Origin of the sequence: Fusobacterium sp., from assembly GCF_019012925.1 — a bacterium.
GTDB lineage: Bacteria > Fusobacteriota > Fusobacteriia > Fusobacteriales > Fusobacteriaceae > Fusobacterium_A.
Genome location: NZ_JAGIRL010000032.1, coordinates 1 through 19027 on the forward strand (window position 1 = coordinate 1; position 19027 = coordinate 19027).

Sequence of the window (19027 nt, forward strand, 5' to 3'; positions counted from 1 at the left end):
AAGAAAGATATAGAGTTTTCACTACCATTTGATGAGGGAACAACTGCTCTAGTAAAAGAGATTGTAAAAGAGATAAAAGAAGATAAGAGCTACTCAGAAGCTTTAAAAGTATATTCAGCAGAGTATATAGCTATAAAGCTAATAGAGAGAGATAGTCACTTAATCGAAAAGCTAAAAACAAAATTCAATATAGATGTAACTGGAAAATTCGAAGAGAGAATATTAAAATTAGAAGATAAGTATGATAATGATAGTGAGACTATATTAGCTGAGCAAAGATATGGAGCAGTTAATGGAGTTTTAGCAAAAACATTTACAACATCAATAAAATCAAGACTAGATTTTACTGATAAAGTGGATAAGATACTATTAAATAGAGTTTTAGGATTACCTCTATTCCTATTGATTATGGCTGGAGTTATGGCGTTTGTATTCAACGGAAGTGCTCCTTTCATAGATTGGATAGATGGATTCTTTGGTGACTTTGTAGGTAAATATGTAGGTAAGTTAGTAGAGGGAACACCAGATTGGTTAAGTTCATTAATCACAGATGGTATAGTAGGAGGAGTAGGAGGAGTTCTTACATTCGTTCCTGTTATGATGTTCTTATACTTCTTCTTAGCAATCTTAGAAGAGAGTGGATATATGTCAAGGGTTGCTTTCTTAATGGATAAAGTTATGAGAAGATTGGGATTAAATGGAAAATCATTTGTTCCAATGGTAGTAGGATTTGGATGTACAGTACCAGCAATCTATGCTACAAGAACAATGGAAGATGAAAGTTCAAGAAAGATGACAGCAGCAATGTCACCATTCATGTCTTGTGGAGCTAGATTACCAGTTTATGGATTATTTACAGCAGCTTTCTTTGGAGCTAAAGGAGGATTAGTTGTAGTATCTATATATCTATTAGGAATTATAGTGGCTATATTAGTTGGACTTGTATTAAAGAATGTAAAAGGATTCAAGTCAGAGAATAAAGCATTACTAATAGAGTTACCACCATACAGAATTCCTAGTTTAAAAGTTATATTAAATTCAACTTGGTTAAGAGTATTTGATTATATTAAGAGAGCAGGAACTGTAATCTTAGGAATTATGATGATCTTATGGGCATTGACATACTTCCCAAATAATGGAGATTCAAATACATCATATATAGCTAAATTTGGACATGCATTTGCTCCAATAATGAAACCTACAGGATTTGGAGACAGATGGGAAACTGTAGCAGCTATCCCACCTAGTATTGCAGCAAAAGAGGTAGTAGTAGGATTCCTAGCTCAAGCCCTACCATTAGATGAGAGCGAAGAGGCAGAAGAGGTAACTGAAGAGACTACTTTTGCTCAAGATTTAACAGAGCAAATAAAAGGACTTGGTGGAGCTGTAAAAGATTCAGTAATGGGAATGCTAAGTCTAGATGTTGAAGGATTATTTGCTACTCCAGAAGCTGATGAGATAGAGGAAGAGGGAAGAGGAATAGTTAAAGCAACAGCTAACCTATGGCCAGATGATGAACTTGCTCCATTAAGAGCTTACTCATTTATGGCGTTCATTCTATTAGTAGTACCTTGTGTTGCTACATTAGGAGCAATAAAACATGAATTTGGTTGGGGATATTTAGGAAAAGTAGTTGGAATAATGTTAGTAGTACCATATGTTGTTTCAACATTGATATTCCAAATTGGAAAATTATTCTTTTAATATTTAAAGATCTCTAATGAAAGGAGAGATTTTATGAAAACAGCAATTTTAATAGCTATAATAGCCGTGATTGGATTCTTTGCAATTAGAAGTTTATTGAGAACTTTTAAAGGTGAAGGGTGTAGTTGTGGAGATGGTGGAAAGTGTAGTTCTGGTAGTTGTGGTTGTGGTGGACATGATCATAAAGACAAGGAACACAAATGTAACTGTGGAAACCATCACGAATAAAATATAAGATAAAGGTGTCAATGGCTTTTGCTAGAGACACCTTTTTATATTTTCATTAAAAAAAGATAACAAGAACTCATAAAATTTGTTATAATTAAATAAGTGAGAAAATTAGTGGAGGAGTTCAAGTGAGGTATATAAAATTATTTTCCTTATTGGCTAATATAGTTGGCTTTGGAGTGGCAATATATTATAAGATTTATCTTTTAGTTATCTTTTTATTTTTACTATTTTTTTATTTTTTATATATTTTTGCTAAAAAGAAGGAGTATACTAGAACCAATAACTTTAATCAAAGAGCGATGTTGTCAGCAAATATCATTCTTTTTTTGGTTTTATTAGTAGTGGTAAGATTGATATACATTCAGATATTTAACAAAACAATGTATGATGAGAAGGTAAAGAGTCAGATTAAGAGAAATGATATTCTCTATGGAAATAGGGGAGATATATATGATAATTCTGGAAAAAGTTTGGCATTTAACCAAAATATATATATGTTTGGAGTAAATCCAAGTGCTTTATATGATAGAGAGAGTACTATAGTTGGGATAGAAAAAATACTGGATAAACCTTTTTTAAAAAAGAAAAAGAGTAAGATATTGAAAGAGCTCAATGAGGCTTATAAAGCTGGAAAGAGATACAAGGTAGTTGCTAAAAACTTGAGTGAGAGAGAAAAAGAGGAGATTAGAGATGTAGCAAGGGAGTATAAACTTACAGCAAATGAGATACAGTTTGATAGAAGTATAAGAAGGACATATTATAAAAGTGATGTGTATAAGAATTTAATAGGATTCATAGGATATACACAAAAATCTAGTTTTGAAAAAATAGGTGTATTTGGATTAGAGAAAGAGTATGAGAGATATTTGAGAGAGATAAGTATAAAAAGGCAAAATATCTATACAAAAAATAGAAGGATAAAACTTCCCTTCTCTCAAGATAATATAAGGACAAATCTTGATGGTAAAGATCTGCATACAACGATAGATAATGATATTCAGTACATTTTAAATGAGGAAATGGAGAAAAAATTTGTATCATCTCAATCAGAAGAGGCATATGGAGTAATATTGGATCCTAATACTGGAAAGATATTGGCAACATCTTATCACACAATATATAAGGATAAAGCTTTGAGAAACCCTATATTTCAAAACCAGATGGAGCCAGGATCAATATTTAAACCTTTAATAGTTGCATCAGCACTAGATGCTGGATTAATTAAAAGAAATACAAAGTTTGATATTGGTGATGGAACTATAAAGAAGTATAGACATACAATTAGAGAAGCCAGTCGTAGAACTAAAGGTGTACTTACTACTGAGGAAGTTTTAAAAAAATCTAGTAACGTCGGTATGGTAATGATAGGTGATAGATTTACCAATGAGGAGTTTGAGAACTATTTAAAAAGATTTGGACTTTATGAGAAGACAGGTATAGATTTTCCAAATGAGATAAAACCATATACTACTCCATACAAGAGATGGGATGGATTAAAGAAGAGTACAATGTCTTTTGGACAGGGAATAGTAGTGACACCTATTCAGATGGCTGTGGCATTTTCATCATTGATAAATGGAGGAATACTATATAAACCATACTTAGTTAATAAGATAACTGATGAAAATGGAGTAGTTGTAAGGAGAAATCTTCCTACTGTAAAGGGTAGAACAATCTCCGAAGAGTTGTCTAAAGAGATGAAAGAGATGTTGGAAAAGGTAGTTTCAGAGGGAACAGCTAAAAGAGGAGAGGTAATAGGTTATAGAGTTGGTGGAAAAACAGGAACTGCCCAATTGAGTACGAGAGGTGGATATTTAAAAGAGAATTACCTATCATCTTTTATAGGATTTTTCCCAGTAGATAAGCCTAGATATACAATCTTAGTAATGTTTTTAAAACCTAAGGGGGAAACTATATATGAGAAATTTGGAGGAGCAACAGCAGCACCTGTATTTGGTGATATAGTGAGAAGAATAAGCAAGAGTAAAAATATTCTCTCAGACAATATTTCAAGTATATCTAAGGTTGAGAGTTTTGAGAAGATACAGCAAGAAGCGTTAAATGATGTTGTAATGCCAGACTTGACTGGAATAAATCCAAAAGATGTAATCTATATTTTTAAAGATACAGATATAGAGGTAAAAGTATCAGGAGTTGGATTGGTAAAAGATCAATTTCCAAAACCAGGAGCATCTTTAGAAAAGGTGAAGGAGATTAAAATAATTTTAGAATAGGAGCAGATATGAGATATTATAAGATATATGTGGACAATACAAGAGAACTCTATACTTATGCAGATACAGATGATAGATATTCTATAGGGGATAGAGTAGTTGTATCTTTTAGAAAAAAAGAGAGAACAGGTCTTATAATAACAAGAGATAGTGATGAGGAGAAGGATTTTGAAGTTTTACCCATAATAAGATTATTGGAAAACTCTATAAAATTAGATGAGAAGTATATAAAGCTTTTAATCTGGATAAAAAATTACTATATGAGTACCTATGATCAAGTTATTACAGCTGCAATTCCAAGTGGTTTGAGCATAAAATATGAGAGATACTATTTTCCTAGAGATATATTTGAGTTTATAAATGATGAGATAGTAGATGAAGAGATAAGAGAGTATTTTGTAAAAAAAGTAACTGTTGGAAAACCAACTCTGACTAAAAAGTTTGGATTGGATAAGATCAATGAGTATTTAAAAGATGAATTACTCCAAAGGTATGGAAAAAACAGTATAAGATTAAACTATAAAAATTCAAATATAGAGAGTGTTTTAGATAGAGATATATTCGAGTATTTTAAGCAGAGAGAGTTGGTTAGAGATGAGATACTTGAGAAAAATTTTTCTAAAAAATATTTAGAAAAACTTGTTAAATCAGGGGATCTGAGATTGGAAAAACTGATGAAACAGGAAGAGGAAAAAGAGGAGTATCAAGTCGAAAGTGAGATAGAGAATAGAGATAAAATACTAAATGATGAACAGGAGAGAGCTAAAAACAGTGTTTTATCAGGTGAAGATATGTATTATCTATTAAAAGGTATCACTGGATCTGGAAAGACTGAGGTGTATATCAGTATAATAAAATCTGGATTTAAAGCTGGAAAGGGTAGTATATTCTTAGTTCCAGAGATATCTTTAACTCCTCAGATGATAGATAGATTCAAAGGGGAGTTCAGAGAGAATATAGCTATTTTACACAGTAAATTGACGCAGAGTGAGAGGGCTAAAGAGTGGTATAATATCTATACAGGACAGAAAAAAATAGTTCTGGGAGTAAGATCAGCAATATTTGCTCCAGTGCAAAATTTAGGTTATATATTTTTAGATGAGGAACATGAGACAACTTATAAGCAGGATAATAATCCTAGATATAATGCCAAACAGGTAGCCTTGAAAAGAGCAGAATTAGAGGGGGCAAAATTGATATTGGGATCGGCTACTCCTTCAATAGAGAGTTATTACTATGCACAGATGGGGATATTTAAACTCTTAGAATTAAAAAAACGTTATAATGAAGCTGTTCTTCCAGATATAGAGATTGTGGATATGAAAAAAGAGGAGAGTCTCTACTTTAGCAAAAAATTGCTAGATGAGATAAGAAAGACTCTTTTAAAAGGGGAGCAGGTACTATTATTACTCAATAGAAAGGGATATTCGACATATGTCCAATGTAAAGATTGTGGGCATGTAGAGGAGTGTGACCATTGCTCTATAAAGTATAGCTATTACTCAAGTCAAGGTGTATTGAAGTGTAACTACTGTGGGAAAGTAAGGAGATATACAGGACATTGTAGCAAATGTGGAAGTAAAAATTTAGTTCACAGTGGAAAGGGAGTAGAGAGAGTAGAGGAAGAGATAAAAAAATACTTTGATGTGGGAGTAATAAGGGTAGATTCTGAGATGTCAAAGGATAGAGATTTTTTTGAGAAGATGTATTATGATTTTTTAAATAAAAAGTATGATATAATGGTAGGAACGCAACTTATATCAAAAGGATTACACTTTCCAAATGTAACATTGGTAGGAGTTGTAAATGCAGATACAATTCTTAACTTTCCAGATTTTAGAGCTGGAGAAAAGACATTTCAACTGGTAGTTCAGGTGGCTGGAAGAGCTGGGAGAGGAGAGAAAAAAGGAAAGGTAATAGTACAGACTTATCAGGAGGAACACCCAGTATTTGAAAAGGTAAAAAACAGTGATTATGAGGGATTCTATGAGAGTGAGATAGGAAATAGAGAGCTGTTGGAGTATCCACCTTTTTCAAAAACTATAAATATAGGAATATCCTCTAAGTATGAGAGGTATGTTGAGGAGTTTGTGAAGGATCTATATGAGGATATAAAATCAGATGAGGTAGAACTCTACGGACCTATGAGAAGTATGGTGTACAAAGTAAAGGATAGGTATAGACACAATATTTTTGTAAAGGGAAATTTGAAAGAGATCAATAAATTTAAAAAGAAATTAAAATTAAAGCTTACAAAATATGAAAAAAATGATAAAATTAGAATAGTGGTAGATATTGATCCAATTAATTTGATATGATAAAATTTATAGAGGTGAAAAAATAGATGATTTATGAAATAAGAAAGTATGGAGATCCAATACTGAGAGAGGTGGCTCAGAAGGTTGAGAAGATAGATGATGAGATATTGGAAATCTTAGATAATATGGTTGAGACTATGTATGAGACTAAGGGAGTAGGACTTGCAGCTCCTCAAGTGGGGATCTCAAAGAGAATATTCGTGTGTGATCAGGGAGATGGAGTGGTAAGAAAGGTAATAAATCCTGTAATAACTCCTTTAACTGAAAATTTGATAGAGTGTGAAGAGGGGTGCTTGAGTGTACCTGGAATATATAAGAAGGTACAGAGACCAGAGAAGATTAGAGTTGAGTATATGAATGAAAAGGGAGAAGAGGTAACTGAGGAAGTAGAAGGTTTTCTAGCTATAATTATGCAACATGAGTTTGATCATTTAGAGGCTGTTCTATTTGTTGATAAAATCTCTCCAATAGCTAAAAGAATGATAAGTAAAAAATTACAAAGTTTGAAAAAGGAGACTCTAAGAGAGAATAAGATAGAGGAGTAGTCTTATGAATGGACGTAATGTTTTAAAGTTTTTTCTATTTTTAATCATACTTTTAAATCTCTACTATTTTGTACCCTATATATATAGGAGTTTTGTAAAAATAGAGAAGTTAAAAAAGGAACAGATAGAGTTAAATGAGAAGATAGAGAAAACAAAATTGAAAATAGAGGATTATAATAATAAGATAGATAATCTAGAAGATGATTTTCAAAGGGAGAGTATCGCTAGAAATAGACTTCAGATGGTAAAAGAGAATGAAGAGATATACAGGTTTATAAAAAATTAACATAAAGTATAATTAGGAGGAGAGTATGAAAAGAGAATTAGCACTAGAATTTGCTAGAGTAACAGAAGCAGCAGCTTTAGCCGCTCACAAATGGGTAGGTAGAGGAGATAAAGAGGCAGCTGACCAAGCAGCAGTAGATGCTATGAGAACAATGCTTAACAGAATTTCAATTGATGGAGAGATAGTAATTGGAGAGGGAGAGATAGATGAGGCTCCAATGCTTTATATTGGTGAGAGAGTAGGAAGAGCAACTCAACCAGAAGATGAGATTGAAGAGGGAGAGACTCTAGATGGATGTTCACTAGTAGATATAGCTGTAGATCCAGTAGAGGGAACAAGAATGACTGCTCAAGGACAAGCAAATGCAATTACAGTTCTTGCAGTAGGAAATAAAGGAAGTTTCCTAAAAGCTCCAGATATGTATATGGAGAAATTAATAGTTGGACCAGAGGCAAAGGGAGCTATTGACTTAGAAAAACCTCTTATAGACAATATAAACAATGTTGCAAAAGTATTGAATAAAGATTTAAGAGATATGATGGTAGTTGTTTTAGATAAACCTAGACATACACAGATAATAAAAGATTTACAAAAATTAGGAATAAAAGTATATGCTCTACCTGATGGAGACGTAGCAGGATCAATCTTAACTTGTATAGTTGATTCAGATGTGGATATCCTATACGGTATAGGAGGAGCACCAGAAGGGGTAATTTCAGCTGCAGTTATAAGAGCTTTAGGTGGAGATATGCAAGCCAGATTAAAACTTAGAAGTGAAGTAAAAGGTGTAACTTTAGAAAATGATAAGATATCTAACTATGAAAAAACTAGATGTGAGCAGATGGGATTAAGAGTTGGAGATGTTTTAAAACTAGATGATCTTGTAAAAGATGATGAGGTAATATTCTCAGCTACAGGAATTACAAGTGGAGATCTTTTAGAGGGAATCAAGAGAAAAGGAAATATAGCTAGAACTCAAACTCTAGTTGTAAGAGGAAAAAGTAAGACAATAAGATATATAAACTCTGTACATAACTTAGATTTTAAAGATGAGAAAATCAGTCATTTAGTAAAATAAAGTTATTAATTATTAGGCGACCAAAAAAATATTTTAAATTCTTGGTCGCCTTTTGTATAGGAAAGGATGATAAAAATGATATTTTATGAGGAATTTGTAAAAAAAGTTGAAGGGGCAAAATTTGAATTAAAAGATGTTGAAAACTTCTCAAATGAAGGAAAGAAGATAGTTGTAGGGTTAGGAATAGGAATACCACTAATTCTGATCGCTTTATTTCAAATATATATGGCTAGATTGGGTGAAGGCATAGTAAGAGTAGGGTTTGGAGTGATATTCCTTTATATTGGATTTAAACAGCTTAAAGGAACATTTAGTTATAAAATTGCTATTGATAGAGTAAATAGAAAAATGAAATTTATGAAGACAGAGATAAATTTAGATGAGATAGAGAGCTGTACTATGAAAGAGGGAAAGATAGGAAAAAATCTAGAAACTATGTTAGATGTTATAACTGTAGATAAAAAACAGTATTTAATTCCTCTTTATATGAATAAAAAAGTTAGATTTGTATATTGCTTAAAAGAGATATTAAAGGAAAAATTTATAATAAAAAAATAGTAAAAACCATTGGAAATAAAGGGTTTTTATAAAAAAGTGAAAAAAAATTAAAAAAAAGATAAAAAAATGTTTGACAAAAAATATATAATATGATATTATTATTCTTGTCTGCGGGAATAGCTCAGTTGGTAGAGCGTCAGCCTTCCAAGCTGAATGTCGCGAGTTCGACCCTCGTTTCCCGCTCCAAAGATGCCCCGTTCGTTCAGTGGTAAGGACATCAGATTTTCACTCTGGAAACAGGGGTTCGATTCCCCTACGGGGTACCACTTGGTCTCATAGCTCAGTTGGGAGAGCACCTGCCTTACAAGCAGGGGGTCACAGGTTCAAGTCCTGTTGAGACCACCATTAATATGGGGGTGTAGCTCAGTTGGTTAGAGCGCATGCCTGTCACGCATGAGGTCGCGAGTTCGACCCTCGTCACTCCCGCCATATTTTAAGTGCCGCTTTAGCTCATCTGGTAGAGCAACTGACTTGTAATCAGTAGGTGATTGGTTCGACTCCGATAAGCGGCACCATTTTTTTATAAGACGCGAGGATGGCGGAATTGGCAGACGCGCTAGACTTAGGATCTAGTGTCCCAGACGTGAGAGTTCAAGTCTCTCTCTTCGCACCACTTAGAATTGTAACTCTAATTTAATCAGTGATTAAGTTAGAGTTTTTTTATTTAAATTTTATTTTACTTTAAATATTGACAAAAAAAAATATTTTATATATGATATAAAAAACTATTATTTTGACTTGAAGTATCATTAAAAAAGTAAGAAACAGGAATTTAAATAATAGATTTTTTTTTAAATTTTTATGGAAGAGAAAATCAAATAAAGGGGAGAAAAAATATTTTATATGAAGTGGGGGATATGAATGGTAAGAAAAATAGTATTTAATTTATTTGTATTTTTTTCAGTTTTAACTTTTTCACAACCAGAAATAGTTTATGATGAGAAAACAAATGAACCTTTAACTGGTTATGTGGAATATATAAAAAAGGATACTAATATAAAAGTATTAGAAGAAGATTATGTAGAGGGAATAAAGGTAGAAGAAAGAAGCTATTATGAAAGTGGAGGCATAAAAAAAATAACTAAATATGATGAAGGAGAAAAATATTTAGAGAAAGAGTTTTTTGAAGATGGAGAACTTTCTTCAAAAATAATATATAAAGATGGAGTAGGAAGACTATTAGTAAGTAAAAATGAAGGGTATAATTCAATATTTTCAGAAGATGGTAGAATTGATAGACAAAGTATTATGCCTGATATAGAGAAGGTATATTATAGGGGAGAAGATATATTTTCTGGAATGTCATATGATGAATTGTATAAAAAGATAGATGAGAAAGAAAGCAAAGAAGAAAAAATAGTTGAAGGTCCTTTATCAATAACTAGAGAATATAGATATGGAATTTTAGAAAAAGAAAATGTTGTAGAAGTAGATGAAGGGATATATAAAGAAAGTGAAAAAAAACTAGGGGAAGGAAATATATTATCAGTTTATGAAGAAGTAACTATTTATAAGGACTTACCTATAATAAAAGGAGATATAAAAAAGATTTCATATTTTCCTAATGGAAATAAGAAAAGAGAAGAAATAGAAGCTTGTAAAGAAGAAGGGAAAAGATATGAAATAGAAAGAATTTATGATGAAAGTGAAAAACTTTTACAAGAAAAAAAATATATAAATAATGATTTAAAAGATACTTTTATTGATAAAGGTTATGAAGATTATAAAGAAAAAGCTAATAAAAGAGAGGGGTATAAAATAAAATATCCTGATGGAAAAATAGCTTATGAAAAATATTCAAAAGATGGGAAAGATATAGAAAGATATTTTAATAAAAAGGGTATTTTAGTTTTTGATAAAGAAACCTCTAAAGAACTTTATCAAGCTAAGGTTAGAAGAATGGCAGATGAGTCTTATGATGAAACTGTAGTAAAAAAACCTCAAAATATGAAAAAGTATAGAGATGATGGAAATTTATTTTATGAAGAAAGATTTGAAGATAATAAAGATGCAACAGTTTTTTTAATAGTTAGCTATTATAAAAATGGAAATATTAACTTTAAAGAGAAAGAAACTATAGAAAAATCTAATGATACAAGAAAAAAAAGAATTTATGAATTGGAAGAATATGATGAGAATGGAAATATAATAAGAAGTATATACCATGATGATAAAAAGCATAGTAAAAAATTCTATGGGGACAATCATAAATTAAGATATGAAGAAATATTAGAGGATAATAAAGGCGAGGTAATAAGTAAGAATATTAGCTATTACAAAAATGGAAAAATAAAAAGAGATAGTGAAATGATAATGCCTGATTATTCATCATCAATTAAAAGTCATACAAAACTTTATGATATAAATGGAGAATTAAAAAAAGAATATAATTAATATAATGAGGAGAGAGAATATGGAGAAAATATTAAAAAATTCATTTGATTTTGTAAAAAACAATGTAATTAAAGGAATACTGGCAACAATATTACTAACTTTTAATTATTTATTTCTTGAAAAGGCTATTTATGTATCTATACTTACACCTATATTTAAACTATTAGAAATAGAAGATAGTTACTTGTATTATTTTTTAGCTATAGTCATTAAGAACTCTAAAAATATATTAATAATTTCTATTATTTATTTAATATTATTTGGAAGAAAAAAAGTAGAGTTAGAAAATCATTTAGAAGAATCTTTAGATAAAAGTAAAAAAGTAAAAAGATTTTTAATATTAATTTTAGTATTGATAGCTTTAAATTTTCTAAATTATATTATTTTGGTAAGTTTTCAAAGTGATAGTATGGTAATATTTGAAAATGCTTTTATATACCATTCTAAAGATTGGCAGTTTATGATTTTACCACTAGAAGAAAAATTAAAAATATTTTTTATGGGTACTTCATATTTACTTATTAGAGGCTCTTTAACAATTTTTATTACTCTAAATTTATTATCAGTATTTACAATTTTAGTGGATAAGGGTGAAAGTAATTTTTCTGTAGTTAATATGTTGAAACATTTTTCAAAAACAGTATCTAAAAAAGTTGCTATTTTTATATCTTACATATTTATTGTAATGGATACTATTTTGATAAGTAAAGGAAGTGTATTACTTAAAAGTGAGTATAATTTTCTAATACCGTTTGAAACAAGATTTCCTTTAAATTTATTAGATAGTCCTTTTAAACTTCCATACATAGTAGTAGTTTTTGGAGTAATTTTAATTTTTATATTAATAAAAACTATTCTTGAAAGTGATGAAATGTTAATTACAACTAAGGTGTTAAAGAATAAAAATATAAAATATTATTTAACAAACTTCTTTTGTCTGATTTTAACTCAAGGATTAGTTACAATTTTATTAGTTTATATTGTCTATAAAAGTATTATTTCAATGTATAGACAAAATATTTTATTTTTACTAATATTAATATTAATATTGATATTTTTCAGTTTGGAACTTATACTTTATAAAATAAACTTTAAATATTTAGGGGAAAATGTAAAAATTAATTTTAAAAAGTTTTTGAAATCAATGGGAATATCTTTTGTCATATGTATTTCTTATATGGTAATTTCAGCTATTATTTGGAGAATGGCTGAAAATATGGTGGAATATTTTATAAAAACCTTTCTCGTTGTTGGAGGATTTATATTATTTACAGTTTTCTATTTAGGATTTTTATTTTTTATTATGAAGAACTTGTCAATATTAAGAGGGGATAAAAAAGTTGCTTTAAAAATTGTAAAAAGACTTATTAATTCAAATGCTTTAATTGTAATTGCAGTGGTTTTATCTTATGTACTTACTTCTATAGGGTTTATACATACATATACAACTTTAAATCCAATTTTTTATTATGTTCTATTCTTTTTAATGAGATGTTATTTAAATTTAAGTTTATGTGATTACTATTTAAGAGTGGTAAAAGAAGAAATAAAAACTGATGATGGTAAAAATATAGAAATTGAAAATACAGAAAAAGAAAATATTGAGGAAGAAAAATTTGAAGTAATAGTTGAGGAAATAGGAGATAATGATGGAGAAGAAAAAATTTAAAAAAATACTTATTATGTCAGTTATCCTTAGTGTAGTTTTAGAATTTTCACAATATCTTCCAACTTTAAAAATATATACAAAGTATTCAAAAGAAAAAGCAGAGAGAAAAGCCTATGAAAATAGAGATATGGAAACTTATTATCATAATGGGAATATAAAATATAGAAAAGTAGGAGATAGAATAGAAAATTATAGTGAAAATGGAGCATTGATATATTTAAAAGATGGGGAAAAAGAAGAAAGATTTGATAAGGGTGGAAATAAATTAAATCCTAATATTGATGAAGTTGAAAAAGAAAAAAATGGGGAGTATAAGCTATATTCCCCTAAAGGAAACTTGGTATTAGATTATAATTATAAAGATGGAGAATTTGATGGTGTTCAAAGAGAATATTATCTTGATTCTAAGGATATTCTTTCTGAAAAAAATTATAAAAATGGTGTGCCTATTGGTAAACATATAACATATTATAAAAATGGAAAAATAGAAACATATAAAAGATATGGTGATAATGAAAGAAGAGAGGCAGATATTACTTACGATAACACTGGAAAAAAAGAAAAATATTTTGAAAAAAAAGGTGATGTTAGTTTTTATGAAGATTATAAAAATGGAAAACTAACGAAAAAAAGTGAACTTTATTTTTCAGGTGATGAAGTGGTAAAAAGCTATGAAGAAATTTACTATGAGAATGGAAATTTAAAAAATAAAGTGGTAGAAGATAAAAAATTACTTTTAGAAAAATATGAAAATTATTATGAAAATGGAAATTTAAAAAGTGTAGTCTACGAAAGAAAAGTAAAAACTTTACCAATAGGTAAAATGTATTATGAGAATGGAAATTTAAATAGTAATAGTTACTATGATGAAACTAATAAAAAACTTATATATGAAAAATATTATGAAGATGGAACGCTTTTATCAAAATCTATCTATTCAGGAAAAAATATTTCTGATGAGATTGAATATTATATTGAGTATAGAAAAGATGGAACAAAATTTTATGAAGTGAAAAAAGAGGGGGATAAAAAGGTTGAATTTTTCTTTAGTAAAAAAGGAGAATTATTATATAAAGAAGTAGAGGGAGATGATTAAACTTGAAAAATTTTTATAATAATATATTGGAAAATACAAAAACATGGAAATTTGACCCCTTTATTTTTATTGTTAATATGCTTTTCTTAAGAAATAATATATTTCTTATAATTTTTAATGTTGTAATAGTGGCAATTTATGCAAATAATAATAAATATTCAAAAAAATTCCATATAAAAAGTCTGCTATTATTAACAATTTTCATTGCTTTAATAATGGTATTATCTTTTTTTGTTGTATTCTTTATAGGATTTGATGATGCTGGGTCATTAAGTTATGAGGAAAAAGAATTAATACTTGATGGCTTAAGAATAGTAATAAGTGTTATAAAGATATTTTATTCTATTATAAACTCTATAATTTTTCAAAACTATAAGAAACGAGTTTTAGCAGAAGAAAATAATTGAAGGAGAAAATGTAAAATTAGATAAGTGAATGAAAGAAATTTATAAAAATTTAAACTTTTTTTTAACTAACTAAGTCTAAATAGTATATAAAAATTAGATGAGATTAGACAAAAAAATAATAAAAAAGATTTAAACTTTTTTATACAAAAGTTAGTCTAAATAGTAACCTAATAATAATGATAATTTTTTCATAAACTTTCCCTAATATTCCCTCTCTCCCAGAGGGAAAAACGCTAATAAATAAATTAACATAAAAATCTCTCCCTAAAGAGTGGAATTGATTCCCTAGTTGTCAATTCCGCTTTTTTATTTGTAAAATAAAATTATTTAGAAAATAAAAAAAGTTAAGCTAATAGATTGCTCCACTAGCCTAACTTTTTTCTATTTAGGGGTAATTATTTTTTTATAATTGTACCTGTGTACATTCTATCAGTTCTAACACCTGGTTTGATCTCTCCGTTGATAGAGAAAACTTTATTTTCTAAAAGAACTAATCCTTCACCACAAGGAGCATCAAATGGGATCTCTCCAATAGATTTCCAAGAGTTTGTATTAGCGTTATAAACTAAAACCTCTCTATTCCATCCAAATTCAGCAGGATCAGCACCAAAGTAGTTAGCTTTATAGTTAGCTAATTCCTCTCCTTTTAAATTTCCAAGATAGTAGTTAGCATCATTCCATAATTGTTTTTCAAATCCACCAATAACCATCATTTCATTTTCATTTAATTTAACAGAATTAGCTCCAAGAACAGAGATCTCTTTACCATTTATAACAACAGAAGCTACCTCAGTCCAAGTATTTGTATCGAAATTATATTTATATCCATCAACAAAAGCTTTAGAGTTTCCTCCACCGAATACATATAATTCACCATTTAATAGTTGAGAAACAGATTGAGTTCTAGTATCTCCAGGTACAGATGCTAACTCTACAACCTCTTTAGTTTCTAAATCATAAGAGTAGAATTTGTTTGAAGCTTTTCCATCTTGTTTACCAGTATGGATATATAATTTTCCATCTTTTTCAACTGCTCCACCATTTTGGAATGTGAAAGGAAGATCTCCTATTTTTTGAGCATCTAATTTACCATCTTTCATAGTTAAGAACCAGATATCATTATCTTGTTCAGCTTGAGCAGCTCCACCGATATAGTAGATTCCCTCAGGTGTAGTTACAGAAGCTCCATATCCTATCTCGTGAGGTAGGTTTGTATGTTCAACAACTTCAAGTTGCCCATTGTTTTCAGTCATAACATAGATATCTGAGTATAAAACTTTAGGTCCACCTTGAGCAGTAGGTTTGATAGGGAAGTTAGCTCCTCCACCAACAACTATGTACTTTTCTCCAAGAGATCCATAAAGAACACCTGCAGTACCTATATTTTTTTCGTATCCTTTTTGAGCTGGAAGATGACCAGCAGTCTCCCAAACTATTTTTTTGTCAACGTTAGCTTGTTTTACAACATTTGTAGATGAACAACCAGCTAAAACTAGAGATGAAACTATTGCAGCAAATAAAATTTTTTTCATAATAAACCTCCAAATTAATTCATCATTTGCACTCGTGAACATAATTTTATAATATGATGATACAACATATTATCTCATAAGTCAACAGTATTTTTTTTAATGGAACATATAAATGCGTAATTTTGTGAAAAATAAAAAGTCTAAACAAAAGTTTTTTAATAAATTTTATAAAAAACATATGAAATATAAGATTAATTGAACTGATAATTAACAAAAACAACTAAAAAAATAAAAAAAACTTGATTTTTTTAAAAAAATAGGTTATGATGACTACATGAAAACAAATGAATCGGGAGTCATTTGTTTTCACATTCACGTTAAATGTAAAATGGGAGGATTAAGTTTTATGAGAAGATTAGCATTATTATTAGCAACAATGGGAATAGTATCAGCAGCAGCTTTTGCTGAAGCACCAGTTCTAAAAGTAACAAGCATAGGACAAGAGATCGAGATAGAAAATTCTGATGGAAAACAAGATGTAGATAGTATATTCTTTGGAAATATGGTTAATTTATCATATGGAGATTGGGCATTTGGATTACAAGCTGGAAAATTCTGGTCTTATGATGATCATGATGGACTAGATAGTACTGATTCAAGATTACAAATAGATGTGTGGAATAAAGTTACTGATAATTTAAAATTGGGATATAGATATAGAGGACAAAAAAATCTAGATAGACATTATGCAAGATGGGACTATTCAAAAGATTGGTTCTGGTCATCAGGAGATGTTTGGTATGAATCAAATAATGGAACTCCAGGAGCAACTGACAATATAAACTCTGAATTTTTCCCACTTGGGGTTAAATTTGGAGATTTAAAAATTGGATATTTTGTTAACTATCAAAAATTTGTAGGGGATTTATCAGTAGCAAAAGATGCTAAAGGTGATATAACAGGAGGAGCACAAGAAGATTATTTTGAGCACCAATTAAGAGTATGGCACCCATTATATAAGGGAGAAAAATTCTTCTTGGATTTTGAAGGTAGAGTATCATTATCAACATCTGCTGACTATAAAGATTATCCAAATGGAGTGTCAACAAAAAATAGACATTATGACGACTTTGGAAGAATAAGACTATACTTAAGACCTACATATAAGGTATCAGATTCTTTAACTGTATATGGATACTATGGATATGAGTTTAAAGATTATAAATATGAGAATGGTGCTAAGAGAAGTGATTATCATGATGCAAATGACAACTATCAAGATATTGGAATTGGATGGAATTATAAATTCTAATTTATCCACTGAATTTAGCAAAAAATTAATTTAAATCACAACAGGAATTGAACAAGTGTGTTAATATGTTTCAATTCCTGTTTTTATTTTGAAATTTAAATAAAAAATAGACTATAAACTAAACAGATAAAAAAATAAAAAAATATTTAAATTTAGATAAAAAAATAAAAATTATTCACAATCCCTTATAAATAAAGAGTTTTGAGAAGAAAATATGAATGAAACGTGATATAAGAGAGTGTTTGAAAATAAGAAAAGGTAAAAAAAGTATTTACAAATCAAAGAAAATGAGGTATAGTTATCTTAACGGGAGAAAAGTAGATCTATTTTTTGTAGATCTATGAAAAATTTATGAAAAAAAAGAAGGAGAGATACTTATGAAAAGATTAGCACTTTTATTAGGATCACTATTAGTAGTTTCTGCTGCTGCTTCAGCTAAGGAAGTTGTTCCAGCACCTGTAGTTGTAGAAGAAGCTCCAGTACAAGTAGTAGAAAAAGAAGTTATCGTGTACAGAGATAAAGAAGAAGGATTCAGACCAAATGGATTTGTAAGAGGAGAATACAGATACTATGATAGAACTGAAGGACAACAAAGAATAGGATATCCTAACTGGAATAAAAACAACAGATATTCTAGACTTGAGTTACAAACTAACATCAACTTTACTGAAAACCAAACTTTAGATATCAGAAGTAGATCATATGAGAGTCTAGCTAATAAAGATAGATTTAGTGGTAAAAGTAAAGAAGATCAAGTAAGAGTACAATACTACTATAACCACGGATTATTAGGAGATACTAAAGTAAATGGGACTTCATTTGTAGAGTATAAAAATGAAGGAAGTTCACAAAGTATTCAATACAGATATGATTTCCAATTCGCTGACTATATGTTTGATAATGACTTTATCAAAACAACTAACTTTGTAGTTGGACCAAGAGCTATTTATGCTTGGAATGATTCTAACTCTAGTAACTATTCATATACTTTAGGATTATATATGGATTGGATCAACCAATTACCATTTGGATTCAGTACTGAAGTAGAGATCGATGGATTTGATTATACTAAATTTGGAAAAACTGCTAGAGAAGAAAGTGCATATAATGGAGGAAATGGATATGTAGATAAATATGGAGTATCTGTTAAAGCTGTATTAATGCAAGATACTACTCTATACTCTGCAGATAAAATGACTGTAAATTGGCACTCAGAAGGAGGATATGACACTTATAACTATTCAAATAGACAATTAAATGGTCATGATTATGGAGTTAAAGGATCTGATGCTGAAGGAAATTCTATTTTTGGTTATAGAGAGTCAGAATATGCTAGTTATGAAGCATACTTCTCATCTGATGTAACTCTTAACTACCAAGCTACTGAATTTGTAAACTTATTCGCAGGAGCTGGAGCAGAGTACAGAAACTGGACTATAACAGCTGAAGAGGATGCATCTAACTGGAGATGGCAACCATACGCATTCGCAGGATTTAATGTAGCATTCTAGTCTTGTTGAGTGTGTGTAAAAATTAAATAGAATTTTTAGTACCTGTGTAATAGCAGGTACTTTTTTTATATTTTTTTATATTTATAGAGATTTTATTTGTAATATGGTATAATGAATATCATGTATCAAAGAGAGGAGCTGAATATAGATATGAAAAAAATACCTATTGCAGTGGAAGACTTTAAAAAAATAATTGAAGAAAATTATTATTA

General features: G+C 29.4%; 15 protein-coding genes and 6 tRNA genes. 20 read left to right on the forward strand and 1 reads right to left on the reverse strand.

Annotated features, from left to right (window positions below; genetic code table 11):
• From feoB to QZ286_RS06195, 18 genes are all read left to right on the forward strand, one after another.
• Positions 1–1704, forward strand: a 1704-nt coding sequence (gene feoB / locus QZ286_RS06110; protein ID WP_291256089.1) for a ferrous iron transport protein B, incomplete at its 5' end; no start/stop codon positions are given.
• Between the two features lie 33 nt (positions 1705–1737).
• On the forward strand, positions 1738–1932 hold the full coding sequence (locus tag QZ286_RS06115; protein ID WP_291256090.1) for a FeoB-associated Cys-rich membrane protein: 195 nt from the start codon (positions 1738–1740) through the stop codon (positions 1930–1932).
• A gap of 155 nt (positions 1933–2087) precedes the next feature.
• Positions 2088–4169, forward strand: a complete 2082-nt coding sequence (locus QZ286_RS06120; RefSeq protein ID WP_291256091.1) for a penicillin-binding protein — start codon at positions 2088–2090, stop codon at positions 4167–4169.
• A gap of 8 nt (positions 4170–4177) precedes the next feature.
• Entirely contained in the window at positions 4178–6487 is a 2310-nt protein-coding gene (gene priA / locus QZ286_RS06125) for a primosomal protein N' (protein ID WP_291256092.1), read from the forward strand.
• Between the two features lie 26 nt (positions 6488–6513).
• Complete coding sequence (def, locus tag QZ286_RS06130; protein WP_291256093.1) at positions 6514–7032, forward strand: peptide deformylase; 519 nt, start codon at positions 6514–6516, stop codon at positions 7030–7032.
• Between the two features lie 4 nt (positions 7033–7036).
• Positions 7037–7318: a septum formation initiator family protein gene (locus QZ286_RS06135; protein ID WP_291256094.1), complete on the forward strand. Its 282-nt coding sequence runs from the start codon at positions 7037–7039 to the stop codon at positions 7316–7318.
• Positions 7319–7343: 25 nt separating this feature from the next.
• Positions 7344–8396, forward strand: a complete 1053-nt coding sequence (gene glpX, locus QZ286_RS06140) for a class II fructose-bisphosphatase (RefSeq protein ID WP_291256095.1) — start codon at positions 7344–7346, stop codon at positions 8394–8396.
• A 75-nt stretch (positions 8397–8471) separates the two neighbouring features.
• Entirely contained in the window at positions 8472–8954 is a 483-nt protein-coding gene (locus QZ286_RS06145; RefSeq protein ID WP_291256096.1) for a hypothetical protein, read from the forward strand.
• Positions 8955–9064: 110 nt separating this feature from the next.
• A tRNA-Gly gene (locus QZ286_RS06150) sits at positions 9065–9140 on the forward strand.
• Positions 9141–9145: 5 nt separating this feature from the next.
• A tRNA-Glu gene (locus QZ286_RS06155) sits at positions 9146–9220 on the forward strand.
• A gap of 3 nt (positions 9221–9223) precedes the next feature.
• A tRNA-Val gene (locus tag QZ286_RS06160) sits at positions 9224–9299 on the forward strand.
• Positions 9300–9306: 7 nt separating this feature from the next.
• A tRNA-Asp gene (locus tag QZ286_RS06165) sits at positions 9307–9383 on the forward strand.
• Positions 9384–9393: 10 nt separating this feature from the next.
• Positions 9394–9469 (forward strand) — tRNA-Thr (locus QZ286_RS06170).
• Positions 9470–9483: 14 nt separating this feature from the next.
• Positions 9484–9567 (forward strand) — tRNA-Leu (locus tag QZ286_RS06175).
• Positions 9568–9815: 248 nt separating this feature from the next.
• Positions 9816–11348 (forward strand): hypothetical protein, encoded by a 1533-nt coding sequence (locus QZ286_RS06180; RefSeq protein ID WP_291256097.1) that lies wholly within the window; start codon positions 9816–9818, stop codon positions 11346–11348.
• A gap of 19 nt (positions 11349–11367) precedes the next feature.
• Entirely contained in the window at positions 11368–13017 is a 1650-nt protein-coding gene (locus QZ286_RS06185) for a hypothetical protein (protein WP_291256098.1), read from the forward strand.
• Positions 12998–14113: a hypothetical protein gene (locus QZ286_RS06190; protein ID WP_291256099.1), complete on the forward strand. Its 1116-nt coding sequence runs from the start codon at positions 12998–13000 to the stop codon at positions 14111–14113. The genes QZ286_RS06185 and QZ286_RS06190 overlap by 20 nt, the downstream gene beginning before the upstream one ends.
• 26 nt (positions 14114–14139) lie before the next feature.
• On the forward strand, positions 14140–14520 hold the full coding sequence (locus tag QZ286_RS06195) for a hypothetical protein (protein ID WP_291256100.1): 381 nt from the start codon (positions 14140–14142) through the stop codon (positions 14518–14520).
• A 395-nt stretch (positions 14521–14915) separates the two neighbouring features.
• Here the strand turns inward: QZ286_RS06195 and QZ286_RS06200 are convergent, their stop codons facing one another.
• The gene (locus QZ286_RS06200) at positions 14916–16052 is read right to left on the reverse strand and encodes a cyclically-permuted mutarotase family protein (RefSeq protein ID WP_291256101.1); all 1137 of its coding nucleotides are present in this window, start codon (positions 16050–16052) and stop codon (positions 14916–14918) included.
• 346 nt (positions 16053–16398) lie between these two features.
• Here QZ286_RS06200 and QZ286_RS06205 point away from each other — a divergent pair, with 346 nt between their 5' ends.
• Both QZ286_RS06205 and QZ286_RS06210 read left to right on the forward strand, forming a co-directional pair.
• Positions 16399–17304: a hypothetical protein gene (locus tag QZ286_RS06205; protein WP_291256102.1), complete on the forward strand. Its 906-nt coding sequence runs from the start codon at positions 16399–16401 to the stop codon at positions 17302–17304.
• A 377-nt stretch (positions 17305–17681) separates the two neighbouring features.
• Positions 17682–18815 (forward strand): hypothetical protein, encoded by a 1134-nt coding sequence (locus tag QZ286_RS06210; protein ID WP_291256103.1) that lies wholly within the window; start codon positions 17682–17684, stop codon positions 18813–18815.
• The last annotated feature ends 212 nt before the right edge of the window (positions 18816–19027 follow it).